12 protein-coding genes are annotated in these 12376 nt (G+C 60.4%); 9 read left to right on the top strand and 3 right to left on the bottom strand.

Features of this window, described 5'->3' with window-relative positions; genetic code table 11:
* Positions 1 to 199, bottom strand: a 199-nt coding sequence (locus tag FFS37_RS36085) for a hypothetical protein (protein WP_210240519.1), incomplete at its 3' end; no start/stop codon positions are given.
* Here FFS37_RS36085 and FFS37_RS35045 point away from each other — a divergent pair.
* Both FFS37_RS35045 and FFS37_RS35050 read left to right on the top strand, forming a co-directional pair.
* Complete coding sequence (locus tag FFS37_RS35045) at positions 186 to 2687, top strand: hypothetical protein (RefSeq protein WP_137935466.1); 2502 nt, start codon at positions 186 to 188, stop codon at positions 2685 to 2687. The genes FFS37_RS36085 and FFS37_RS35045 overlap by 14 nt on opposite strands.
* A complete protein-coding gene (locus tag FFS37_RS35050; RefSeq protein ID WP_137935474.1) occupies positions 2687 to 3112 on the top strand; it encodes a hypothetical protein in 426 nt (141 codons plus the stop codon). Before FFS37_RS35045 ends, FFS37_RS35050 begins: the two co-directional genes overlap by 1 nt.
* A 42-nt stretch (positions 3113 to 3154) precedes the next feature.
* On the opposite strand, the gene FFS37_RS35055 is transcribed toward FFS37_RS35050, so the two are convergent.
* A complete protein-coding gene (locus FFS37_RS35055; RefSeq protein ID WP_137935467.1) occupies positions 3155 to 3610 on the bottom strand; it encodes a hypothetical protein in 456 nt (151 codons plus the stop codon).
* Positions 3611 to 3941: 331 nt separating this feature from the next.
* Here FFS37_RS35055 and FFS37_RS35960 point away from each other — a divergent pair, with 331 nt between their 5' ends.
* The 4 genes from FFS37_RS35960 (at position 3942) to FFS37_RS35070 (ending at position 7374) form a co-directional block, all read left to right on the top strand.
* A complete protein-coding gene (locus FFS37_RS35960; RefSeq protein ID WP_171026556.1) occupies positions 3942 to 4100 on the top strand; it encodes a hypothetical protein in 159 nt (52 codons plus the stop codon).
* Between the two features lie 69 nt (positions 4101 to 4169).
* Positions 4170 to 6254, top strand: a complete 2085-nt coding sequence (locus tag FFS37_RS35060; protein ID WP_137935468.1) for a hypothetical protein — start codon at positions 4170 to 4172, stop codon at positions 6252 to 6254.
* Complete coding sequence (locus tag FFS37_RS35065; protein ID WP_137935469.1) at positions 6251 to 6637, top strand: SCO4402 family protein; 387 nt, start codon at positions 6251 to 6253, stop codon at positions 6635 to 6637. The genes FFS37_RS35060 and FFS37_RS35065 overlap by 4 nt, the downstream gene beginning before the upstream one ends.
* Before the next feature lie 125 nt (positions 6638 to 6762).
* On the top strand, positions 6763 to 7374 hold the full coding sequence (locus FFS37_RS35070) for a T6SS immunity protein Tdi1 domain-containing protein (RefSeq protein WP_137935470.1): 612 nt from the start codon (positions 6763 to 6765) through the stop codon (positions 7372 to 7374).
* A gap of 229 nt (positions 7375 to 7603) precedes the next feature.
* Here FFS37_RS35070 and FFS37_RS35075 read toward each other — a convergent pair whose 3' ends face one another.
* Positions 7604 to 7834, bottom strand: a complete 231-nt coding sequence (locus tag FFS37_RS35075) for a hypothetical protein (RefSeq protein WP_137935471.1) — start codon at positions 7832 to 7834, stop codon at positions 7604 to 7606.
* Here FFS37_RS35075 and FFS37_RS35080 point away from each other — a divergent pair.
* The 3 genes from FFS37_RS35080 (at position 7821) to FFS37_RS35090 (ending at position 12268) form a co-directional block, all read left to right on the top strand.
* On the top strand, positions 7821 to 10475 hold the full coding sequence (locus FFS37_RS35080; RefSeq protein WP_137935472.1) for a hypothetical protein: 2655 nt from the start codon (positions 7821 to 7823) through the stop codon (positions 10473 to 10475). The genes FFS37_RS35075 and FFS37_RS35080 overlap by 14 nt on opposite strands.
* A complete protein-coding gene (locus FFS37_RS35085; RefSeq protein WP_232375914.1) occupies positions 10475 to 11092 on the top strand; it encodes a T6SS immunity protein Tdi1 domain-containing protein in 618 nt (205 codons plus the stop codon). The genes FFS37_RS35080 and FFS37_RS35085 overlap by 1 nt, the downstream gene beginning before the upstream one ends.
* A 438-nt stretch (positions 11093 to 11530) precedes the next feature.
* Positions 11531 to 12268, top strand: coding sequence for a hypothetical protein (locus FFS37_RS35090; protein WP_137935473.1), 738 nt, complete (start codon positions 11531 to 11533; stop codon positions 12266 to 12268).
* Positions 12269 to 12376: the final 108 nt, after the last annotated feature.

A 12376-nucleotide genomic window follows, 5' to 3' on the forward strand; every position in this document is an offset into this window, starting at 1 on the left:
GCCAGGGAGCGGCGAACGGCAAGCCGTCGCGCCACCTTGCGCCTCTAGCCCGCAACTCCTGCGGGCGCGCCCGATCTCTCCAGAACCTTCGATCCAAACCCGCGACGCGGCAGAGCGCGTGCGATACGGCCATGCCGCGATCGACGCTGCCGCGCGCCTGAACACCGCCAGGCAGGAGACAGCCAATGGTCCACGTCATTCCTCTCTCCGTCGGCCAGCGCCGGCGCGATGCCGGCAATCCGGTGCAAGGTGCGGACTCGCCGCCGCCCGGCGAGGCGGTCCAGCCACTCGACGACGAGTGGCAGGCGCTTGCCGGGCATTATCAGCTGCGCCAGGCGCAGCAGCAGGCCTTCGACACCGAGATCGCAGCGCGCCGGCTGAACGGCGAGCTCGCGCAGGCCGAGGCCGACGCCGTGGCGAACGCGGCGGCCGATGGCGCAGGCCTGCACGACGCCATGTACGGGCAGCTCGATCCGCGCACCGGCCAGGTGGTGAAGACCGGCCTGTTCGACACGCTGTTCGACGACTTCGTCAAACAGGCGCCGGCCGAACTGCGCCCCGGCCTTGCCAGCCGCAAGCCCGCGCTGCGCGAAGCAGGCTCGATACGCATGGCGCTGCAGCAAAATCAGCGGCGCCGCGACTACGAGCAGGCCGAGGTGGACACGGCTCTGAAGACCGGCGCCATCGCCATCGGCAATGCCGATCCCGACGATCACGTGGCCTTCGAAGCGGCCAGGCAGGAGGGCCTCGACCTCATCGACAAAATGGGGGTCGATCCCGGCATCCGCCAGCAGATGGCGAAGGAGTGGTTTGGCACCGCCGCCAAGGCCCGCTTCGAGGCGCTGATCGCCAGGGATCCGCAGCGCGCGCTGGATATGCTGACGACGGGAGCGATTACAGACGCTGCCGGCAACGATGCCGCAGGTGACGAGCCCATGAGCTGGATGCTCGCGCCGAGCAGCCTGAAGGCGGCGAAAGGCGATCGTATCGGGGAACTGACGCCGGATGAAAGGGTGGCGCAGGCGTTTGGAGACGGCATCTCACCTGAGCAACGGCCGATTCTGCTCCAGCGGGCTCGGCTCGCCGATGCCAACAGACAAATTGAGATGCGCGCCGGCATCAGCTTGGCGGAGCAGAACGCACCAGAGGCAATTAGAAAGACCGGGACGTATTCCGGGCCGATGCCGACCGAGGCGCAGTTGCTGGCGCTCTATGGCTCCAGTGAGGGAGGCCGACGCTTCCAAGCCTTCAACAGAACCTTGGAGATAAGTCACCGTTACCACGACATGCTGACCATGCCGAACGATGCAGTTCGGGCGATGGTTGCGAACTCCGAGCCGAAGCCGGACAGTGTCACGCCGACTGAAGACAAAGCCCGGCATGAAGCCATAGCTGCTGCGGCCGATCTGACGCTCAGAGCCAGGCAAGGTGATCCTGGTGGCTATGTTCGGGAGTCGTTCAAGAACCTCGACGCAGCTTGGAACAACATTTCGAAGCCTGAGGACTATCGGGCGGCGATCGCCGGCTCGATAGCGGCTCAGGAGCAACTGGGCTTCGAAACAACTCAGCCACTGCCCAATGCCGTGGTGGATGGCATGGTCGACGGGCTCCGAGATCGATCGCAAGGCCAGGACGCAGAGCTAAGCAGCATCTTCTCCGCGCTTCCCACGGAAATCTCCCGCCAGGCAATGCTGGGCCATTTGCTTCAGCAAAGCTCAGCTCAAGCAGATTACAGCCCGGCGGATCGAACAGGTCGAGACGCGATAGTCGACCCGATGGGATTGCTCGATCTTGGCAACGCTATCGAGCCAGGCCGATCAACTGCGACCGGGGAACTCACTAACTACATTCCCACTCTTCAAGAACAATATGGGAGGTTTATCGCTGGTGACAGCCCGCGCGGCAGTTTCAGGCGGTTTCTCGCGCAAAAACTTGTTGGTTCCGATGGACTCGGCGAGGACGGTTTTTCGGCAGCCGATCTGACGCTCTTAGGGACTGCTTTTTCCTTAGACAGAGCCGGTGCTGCGACATTGGAAGGCAGATACGGCGATGCCGCGCTTGAGGCTGTAGGGATACTCCCTGCGAGCGGTTTGGCTGCCCCCATTATAAAGCGCGTTGGCAGGTTCGCCGAGCCCTGGATTGAAAAACTCCCGGAATTTCTTAGGCGGTCCAATGAGTCAGCCGGTGAGGCATTTGTCCGTGGCGTAGAGATCGAGACTCTTCGATTTCAGCAAGGCCTGGCGCGCTCGTCCTCCAAGTCTTCATCGAACACATCTAAGCGTAGGTTTGAGAATGAAATGCTCGGTGCTATGCTTGCGAGGGATCCGTCCCGAGTTCGGTATGGGGGAGCTACGGTAGGGTGGGAACCATCAACAGACTATCGAAAGACTTTTTTTAGCGCAAACCCAAAGCTAAATCCCGACGATTATATCGTGCATCATGGAGTTGAGCAGCAGATTTTTGATCGATATCCTGGTGTATTTACCAATGAAGAAATTAACTCTTTGGAGAATCTTCGCGGAATAAAAAAGGAATTTGATGTAACTCTTCATAAAAAGGTAATTCGTCGAGAAATGGATGATTTCTATGCGACGCACCCAACTGCTACTAAAAAAGAAATCCTTGATAAGGTAACAGAGATAGATAAGAAGTACGGACATCTTTTTGACCATCCGGTAGGTGAATGATGGCATATTTCTACATAAAACCTGATGTCGCTGGTGGAATTGGTCGCGGTACGGTCATGGACGCGACTGTTCATCCTCCAGTCGTAAATAAACTGGTCTATTTGATGGAAGGTTGGTTTGGTGATGTGATTGTAACCACGTTTCCCTGCTTCCTGATTGTAGATGAAGTCAGGCAAGGGCTGCTGAACATCGGTTTTTCAGGTGCGAGTTTCGCTCATGTTGACGTCATAAAGTCAGAGGACTTTCTAGAGTTGCAACCTGATGTGGAGCTTCCGAGCTTCGTGTGGCTGAAGGTAAGTGGAAAAGCAGGTGAGGATGATTTTGGCATCGCGCAGAATCTCCGTCTTGTCGTCTCGGAGCGCGTGTTGAATCTTCTCGAAGACTTCGGCATCCCATCTGCGATCGTTGAACCCTACAATGGTTAGTCTGTAGCATGGAATTAAGGCGGTCAAATTACGGATTACGAATTACGGTTCCAATGCATTAGTTCCCATTTGGCGGCGAGTAGGCACCAGGGCCAAGATAGCCCGGCTGGTTGGGCAAAGCATGTCTCGCGCCTGATGCTCGTTTGCCAGATCTTCGAAACTCAAGTTTATCCCCTTCGCTGTCTTAGTTTCGGTGAAAGTGAACTCTTCAGGTAGCATCTGGACGCTGGCGCTCGCCGGAGCAGGGCGATCCGCTGGCGGCGTTTCGATAAGGCGGGCCAAATCGCCCGCGACAACAATGTGACGCTCACGCCCCAGCAATTTGCCGAGATGTTCGTGAACAAAAACTTCGCGAATTGAGGTGGTGACCTTCTTCTCCTCTTTGGGCGTGGAGAAGAGGCCGGCGCCATCAAAAAAGCGCCGGCGGCCGGTGGCGCAGAGCGACCCGCTGGCGGCGTTTCGGTAAGGCCGGTCAAGAGGTCGGCGGCCGCCCTTCACTCACATTCGTCATCCCTGGGCTTGACCCGGGGATCCATGCGGCGACGTCGGCCGAGGACCGCGGCACATCAAGATTTCACGCAGTTGCAGCGCCTGGTCGCGGCATTGATCCGTTGATCGGCGTAGCTCGCTTCGCACCTTGCTCCGCCAGGGAGCGGCGAACGGCAAGCCGTCGCGCCACCTTGCGCCTCTAGCCCGCAACTCCTGCGGGCGCGCCCGATCTCTCCAGAACCTTCGATCCAAACCCGCGACGCGGCAGCGTGCGTGCGATCCGGCCATGCCGCGATCGACGCTGCCGCGCGCCTGAACACCGCCAGGCAGGAGACAGCCAATGGTCCACGTCATTCCTCTCTCCGTCGGCCAGCGCCGGCGCGATGCCGGCAATCCGGTGCAAGGTGCGGACTCGCCGCCGCCCGGCGAGGCGGTCCAGCCACTCGACGACGAGTGGCAGGCGCTTGCCGGGCATTATCAGCTGCGCCAGGCGCAGTAGCAGGCCTTCGACACCGAGATCGCAGCGCGCCGGCTGAACGGCGAGCTCGCGCAGGCCGAGGCCGACGCCGTGGCCAACGCGGCGGCCGATGGCGCAGGCCTGCACGACGCCATTTACGGGCAGCTCGATCCGCGCACCGGCCAGGTGGTGAAGACCGGCCTGTTCGACACGCTGTTCGACGACTTCGTCAAACAGGCGCCGGCCGAACTGCGCCCCGGCCTTGCCAGCCGCAAGCCCGCGCTGCGCGAAGCAGGCTCGATACGCATGGCGCTGCAGCAAAATCAGCGGCGCCGCGACTACGAGCAGGCCGAAGTGGACACGGCGCTGAAGACCGGCGCCATCGCCATCGGCAATGCCGACCCCGACGATCACCTGGCCTTCGAAGCGGCCAGGCAGGAGGGCCTCGACCTCATCGACAAAATGGGGGTCGATCCCGGCATCCGGCAGCAGATGGCGAAGGAGTGGTACGGCGCCGCCGCCAAGGCCCGCCTCGAGGCGCTGATCGCCAGGGATCCGCAGCGCGCGCTGGATATGTTGACGACGGGAGCGACAACAGAAGCCGCCAGCAACGATGCCGCCGGCGACGAGACGATGGGCTGGATGTTCGCGCCGAGCAGCCTGAAGGCAGCGAAAGGCGATGACGTCGGGAAACTGACGCCGGATGAAAGGGTGGCGCAGGCGTTTGGGGACGACGTCCTGACGCCTGACCGGACGATGACAATGGCGGCACAGGAGTATATAACCGCCCTGCCTGCAAACGAGATTGAGCGACTGATAGATCAGGCGCACACTGCGACGGCGGCACAACTGATCCAGGCGCGGGCAAACATCGCACTGGCTTTGCAGAATGCCCCGGAAGCAATCGCCAGCTCGGGCAACTACTTCGGTTTCATACCCACTCTTTCAGATTTCGCAGCCACCTACGGCGCTGAAGAGGGTAGCAAGCAATATTACCGCTTTTCCCAAAAGATAGATATTGGCCGCCAAGCATTTCGCATGCGGACCATGACCAACCAAGCGATCCACGCGGCGATGCGCGATGCGGAGCCTGGGCCAGGCAGTTCTGGGGAGAAGCAAAGACGGTACCAGGTTACAGCCGCCGCTGCGCTCAAGACTTTTAGCATGAGGCGCGAAGATCCTGCTGGCTATGTTCAGCAGGTCATCCCAAGCGTTAACGCCGCGTGGCGCGACTTGTCGGAAGGCAGCGACCCGACAGCCTATCAAGATGCAATCGCTCGCTCCGTGGCCGCGCAGAGGCAGATCGGCGTCATCGACGTTAGACCCTTGCCGCAGATCGTGGCGGTGAGCATCGCGAATATGCTCACCGATGTCGGCGTTTCTCAGCAGCAGAAATCTTCGACGCTGCGGAGATTTCTCACAGCAACCTCAGACCCAGACGTAGCTGCGGCAACGTCCTCGCAGATCAGTGCAGCTCTCCAACAAAGCAAAGCCAGAAGCAATGAGCGAGCTTATAGCGATGCGAGTTCGCAAAGGAGCAATGATCAGGAGCCCCCTGACTTAGCTGCTGGTCAAAAGGCCTACGCCGGAGGGCATCGGGAGGGCTCCTTTCCAAGGAATCACAACAATCCTGAAGTTGAGCCTCTCCCGCTTGAAGATACCAGCTCAGAGACAGAGATTGTTGGTGAAAACGCAGATGCGGATGCCGCGAGAAGGCGTGCATTTCATCAAGCACGGCGAGCTCGCATGAACGCCCGTGCGGCCACCGCGGCGGCCATATTCAGAGCTTTCTTGAGATTTGCGGGTAGGGGCGTGACAAAAATCGCCGGACCAGTTGCAGGCTTGTTGATATCAGATCCAGCAGGCAGCCCGGAGGAAAAAGACGAAGAAAGGTTTCTTGAGAGAGTGAACCAGGAGATCATGCCGCGAATACCAAGGGGCTGGACCGTGAAGCAAAATGGCCAAGGCTTTGGCTTCACCTTCTCTGATCCGACAAGAAAGCAAGTCAGCATCAGGGTCGATAAGGGTGACCCAAACAGTGACTTCCCCTCTCAACAAATCGATCATGTCGTTGTAAATAACGGACGAGGTGTCGTCGGGGTGGATGGCAATCTAACCGGGATAAGTATTGATCCGCTCAACGCCCACGTTTCAATGGATGTTTACAAAGGATGGAAGGATATTCTTAAGCCATGAGTAAGGAATTGACAGCCACATACAAGCGCGCGGAGATACGGCACACTTTGACGTGTCTGAGCGATGTTGATTATCAGCAGGCTTGCTGGATCGAGCGGCGTTGTCCACCGGGTCGGGAGCATGATCGGCTGAGGTTGCATCTCGGTTTTTTGCTAAACGATAACGATTTTACGGAGGATCCGAAAGCTGAAATCGGTGTTTCTGTGTATTCTGAGGAGGAGGCTCTGGCAATACAGAAAGTAGCTCAGTGGTTATACATAATTGTTGCGAATGACGGTCACTATGCGAAAGATGAAGTCCATCTTCATTCCGAGGAGTGGCATCATGTCGTGTCGACATCAAAGGCCGCGCTGAATCTGATGAATAAACACGAGTCTGATTGATACAGGGCATTTAATGCTTTTGGCAATAGATTCGAGATCTCCTGATGGTTGACCAATAAAACCGAGAACAAAAATCATTTTCCTCATGGAGCGAGGATTGGTAAATTAACGATCGGAGATCGATAATGTTTCCAAAATTTCGGCAAGGTTTTTCGCAGGATGCGAGCGGCAAGCTTGACATTGTCCGCATCGATACCGGCGTCAAAAGCCTGAATGAGCTGTTTTCCAGCTTCAGCGGCGCCTCTTTCGGTCGCGGACTTTATCGTATTGTTCGAGCACGGGACTTATCTGTCTGGAACGACAGGATAACCCTGGGTTTTCCTGCATTTGCCGGGCGAATCACCTGTTTTGGGTATGATTGGCTTGGGAGGACGTTCGCTGTCGATACCGAACGAACCGAGGAGGGCGAGCCAGGTGTGGTGATGTTCGAACCGGGCACCGGCGAAGCGCTTGAGGTGCCGGCCAATGTGCGGACTTTTCATGAGATGGAGTTGGACGAATATCGCGACGCAGCGCTGGCCTCGAATTTTCACGCGACATGGCTTGCAAATGGCGGCGCCGAACCCGCCTATGACCAATGCATCGGCTACAACGTTCCTCTCTTCCTTGGCGGCAAGGACGGCGAGGAAAATCTGGAGCTGACGGATCTGGAAGTCTATTGGCACATTTCGGCCCAGCTCATCGCGAAGGCTCGAGGTTTGCCTCCGGGTACGCGGATAAATGTCAATGGTGCTTGACGAGGCGGTGACACTCTTCTCCGCTTGGGCGTGGAGAAGAGGGCCGGCACCATCAAGAAGCGCCGGCGGCCGCCGGCGCAGAGCGACCCGCTGGAAGCGTTTCGACAACGGTGCTCCCTCGCTTTCGTCATCGCCGGGCTTGACCCGGAGATCCATGCCGTGACCTCGGCCGGGGCGGCACATCAAGATTCCACGCCTTTACGATGCGCTTGCGCGCGGCATTGATCCCCTAGCCGGCGTATCTCGCTTCGCGCCTTGCTCCGTCAGGGAGCAACGAGCGGCAGGCGGCCGTGCCGCCTTGCGCCTCTCCCGCAACTCCGGCGGGCGCGCCCGATCTCTCCAGCAATCTTCGATCCGAACCCGCGACGCGGCAGCGCGCCTGCGATCCGGCCATGCCGCGATCGCCGCTGCCCTGCGCCTGAACACCGCCAGGCAGGAGACAGCCAATGGTCCACGTCATTCCTCTCTCCGTCGGCCAGCGCCGGCGCGATGCCGGCAATCCGGTGCAAGGTGCGGACTCGCCGCCGCTCGGCGAGGCGGTCCAGCCACTCGACGACGATTGGCAGGCGCTTGCCGGGCATTATCAGCTGCGCCAGGCGCAGCAGCAGGCCTTCGACACCGAGATCGCCGCGCGCCGGCTGAATGGCCAGCTCGCGCAGGCCGAGGCCGACGCCGTGGCCAACGCGGCAGCCGACGGCGCGGGCCTGCACGACGCCATGTACGGACAGGTCAATCCGCGCACCGGCCAGGTGGTGAAGACCGGCCTGTTCGACACGCTGTTCGACGGTTTCGTCAAACAGGCGCCGGCCGAACTGCGCCCCGGCCTCGCCAGCCGCAAGCCTGCGCTGCGCGAAGCAGGCTCGATACGCATGGCGCTGCAGCAAAATCAGCGGCGCCGCGACTACGAGCAGGCCGAAGTGGACACGGCGCTGAAGACCGGCGCCATCGCCATCGGCAATGCCGACCCCGACGATCACCTGGCCTTCGAAGCGGCCAGGCAGGAGGGCCTCGACCTCATCGACAGGATGGGAGTCGATCCCGGCATCCGGCAGCAAATGGCGAAGGACTGGTATGGCACCGCCGCCAAGGCGCGCTTCGAGGCGCTGATCGCCAGGGATCCGCAGCGCGCGCTGGATATGCTGACGACGGGAGCGACAACACAAGCTGCCAGCAACGATGCCGCCGGCGACGAGACGATGGGCTGGATGCTCGCGCCGAGCAGCCTGAAGGCAGCGAAAGGCGATCGCGTCGGCAAACTGACGCCGGATGAAAGGGTGGCGCAGGCGTTTGGGGACACTGCTCCACCCGATCCGGCCATTCCCCTCGAGGCCATTACCTATCTCAAGCCCGCTGATCTCGCGGCACTGACGAACAAGGCCAACAACGCCAGCGCGGCCCAGACGATCGGTGCACATGCCAGGGTCATGCTTGCCGAGCAGAACGCGCCGGCTGTCATCGCGGCCACCGGAAAGTACCCTGAGGAAGAGCCGACCGCGCAGGATTTCGTCAACATCTATGGCGCGGAAGAGGGGCCAAAGCATCTCGACCAATTCCGGGTAACGACCGCCGTCGCCAAGGCATTCTCCGACATGTATCGAGCGCCGAACCGGTCGATACATGCCGAGTTGCGGGATCTCGAACCGGGACCCGATGGCTCACCGGAAGAGCGCGAGCGGTACGAGATAAAGTCCGGCGCCGCGCAGTTGGTGTTGGCCGCCCGGGACGCCGATCCCGTCGCTTATGTCAATGACCTGTTTCGCGACAGCGCTCCTGACTGGGGCAAGGTTGAGACGCCCCAGGAGTTCCAGTCCGCCGTCGCCTGGGTCAGATCCGCCCAGGCGCAGATGGGCTTCAGCAAAGTGTTGTCCGTGCCGCAGGATGTGGCGGATGGGCTGGGCGCAAGATACGTCGATGAAAGCGTGCCCTTGCAGCAGCGCATCATCGAGCTGAGTGAGAAACTCAAGGCGGTGCGCGACCCCGAAGCGCGCTTCATCGTCGTTGGACAAGTGTTCCCTTCGGCCCTGGCCGGCCTGCGCCGGAACGCGGCAGGCAATCCAAACATCACGCCAGCGGAGTTGGAGGCCCAGGAGCAAGCCCTGGAAGCCAATCTGATCGAGATGGCCGCGCATCCCGCCAGGGTGCGGTTCCATGCCGGCTTATGGTGGCAAAAGCCGCTCGCGGCCACGAACGACACTTTCAGGCTTATCGCCAACGGCGCGACGTTCAGCCAGGCGGACAGGCTCACCGCCGGCGTGAACTCGCTTTTCTCCGACAAAAGCTACGATGAGCTTCTGGCGGCCGAGCAAGCCGAAACGGAGGACGCGCAGGACCGGGCCGGTTCGGCAGGCGAGGCGGCGAACCTACTCGGCGCTTTCGCGACCGGCCACGGTCTTCAACGCGCGGGTCTTACCTTCACGGGAAGGTTCGCAGCGGAAGGCCTGAAGGGGTTGCCGGGCTTCTTCGCGCGAAGCGCGACCGCCGCCGCTGACGGTGCGGTGTTCGGCGGCGTCGACGCCGCGCTCAACGGCCGGGACATTGTGCGCGAGATGGGCACCGGGGCGCTTTTCGGGGCCGGTGGCAATGCGCTTGCTGAGGGAATTGGAGCGGCTGGTCGCTGGGCCGCCGCGAAAATCCGAGGACATTTCAAAAACGCGAAAACCCCAGCAAAAATCGAACCCGCAGTATCTGACCAACCCGCTGCCGCTGACCATCAAACTCCGGCAGCAGGAGCGGCGACCAATGAAATCTCCACGGGTCAGGACATCCACGTGTACCACATGCGTAAATGGGACGCGTCGCAACGAGAAGCTGCTACTCTCAAAGCTCAGCGATTGACTGATAGTGATGCTTCGGTAAACCATCACGTGGTTCGAGATTCAAAATCGGCTCGCCGCAGATATATTGAAGCCGGCAACAAGGTCGCGCCTAGCGAGGATGTCGACCATATACAAGATTTACAGTTAAACGGATCGGAAGAAATATCTAATTTGGATCGTTTGGACAGGAGTGTTAACAGAAGTTTTGGCGCTCAGATAAAGAACAGTGTCAAGAGTCTACCTCACGGGACCAAGATAAATAGGGTGACGATTGGAGATCGCTAATGTTTGATGACTTCGTGAAAAATTTTCCAATGGATGCCCACCCGGTGATGAGGAGCGCAGAATTCATGTTAGATACGAAAATCAGCGAAATGAACGAACTGCTGGCCAGGTTTGGCGGCGCTTCATTCAAGCATGGCCTGTACCGAATTGTCCGGGCGTCAGAGGTGGCTGATTGGAATGCCCGTGTTTGTTTGGGCTTTCCAGAGTTTGCCGGGAGAATCGCCTGCTTTGGCTATGATTGGCAAGGCACTGCTTTTGCAACCGACAGCTGGCGCTTGGAGCAGGGGGAACCAGGTGTCGTGATGTTCGATCCGGGAGCAGGAGAGGCGCTTCAGGTGCCTGCCAATATACGAACCTTTCACGAGGTCGAAATGGTGGACTATCCGGATGCGGCATTGGCGGCAAATGCATATACGGATTGGCGCAATGCCGGAGGCGCCGAGCCGGCCTATGACCAGTGTGTGGGCTATAAGACGCCGCTTTTTCTGAATGGAAAAGACGATCTTCAAAACCGCGAACTGTCAGACCTTGAGGTTTATTGGCATTTGATGGGCCAACTTATAACTCGGGTCAAAGAACTCCCCCATGGAACACCTGTTCGAATTAAGCTCGACTAGAAATGGCTGTGTAGGGATGCAGCGCGGAGCGTTGGCGCAGAGCAACCCGCTGGCGGCGTTTCGGTAAGGCCAGTCAAGAAGTCGGCGGCCCGCCCTTCACTTACTTCGTCATCTCCTGGCTCGAACCGGAGATCCATGCCGCGACCTCGGCTGAGCACCGTGGCACATCAAAATTCCACGCCTTACGATGCCCTTGAGCGTGGCATCGATCCGCTGATCGGCGTATCTCGTTTCGCGTCTTGCTCCGCCAGGGAGCCCCGAATGGCTAGACGCCGCGCCGCCTTGCGTCGCTAGCCCGCAACTCCGGCGGGCGCGCCCGATCTCTCCAGCAAATCCTCGATCCAAACCCGCGACGCGGCAGCGCGCGTGCGATCCGGCCATGCCGCGATCGCCGCTGCCCTGCGCCCTTTTCCAGAGCCAGCCGGCAGGAGACAGCCAATGGTCTACGTCATTCCTCTCTCCGTCGGCCAGCGGCGGCGCGATGCCGGCAATCCGGTGCAAGGTGCGGACTCGCCGCCACCCGGCGAGGCGGCCCAGCCACTCGACGACGAGTGGCAGGCGCTTGCCGGGCACTATCAGCGGCGCCAGGCGCAGCAGCAGGCCTTCGACACCGAGATCGCCGCGCGCCGGCTGAATGGCGAGCTCGCGCAGGCCGAGGCCGACGCCTTGGCCAACGCGGCGGCCGACGGCGCCGGGCTGCACGACGCCATGTACGGGCAGGTCAATCCGCGCACCGGCCAGGTGGTGAAGACCGGCCTGTTCGACACGCTGTTCGACGATTTCGTCAAACAGGCGCCGGCCGAACTGCGCCCGGGCCTCGCCGGCCGCAAGCCCGCGCTGCGCGAGGCAGGCTCGATACGCATGGCGCTGCAGCAAAATCAGCGGCGCGCCCGGTATGAGCAGGACCATCTGGCGGCGGCCCAGGCCGAAGAATTGCGCACCATCGCGAATGCGGATCCGGACGACACCGCCGCCTTCGACGTCGCCCGCAGCGCCGGCGTTGACCTCATAGCCAGGATGAACCTCGACCCCGAAAGCAGGCAAAGGGCCGAAGCCGATTGGCGCGAGAGCACGGCTAGGACGCGCATCGAAGCGCTGATCGCGCGGGATCCGGCGCGCGCGCTGGAGATCTTCAGTGGGAGGTCGCTAGCCGAAGCACTTTCCAGCGGATCCTGAGTGTCCGTTCCAAAAAGAGTTGAGTGATTTCAGCAGGTTGTGATTCCGTCGGATTTGCGAGATTCGATGGAGATCACGATGGCCTGGACTGAAATCACCCGTGCGCAT

The sequence above is a fragment of the Mesorhizobium comanense genome, assembly GCF_005503535.1.
Taxonomy (GTDB): Bacteria; Pseudomonadota; Alphaproteobacteria; order Rhizobiales; family Rhizobiaceae; genus Mesorhizobium; species Mesorhizobium comanense.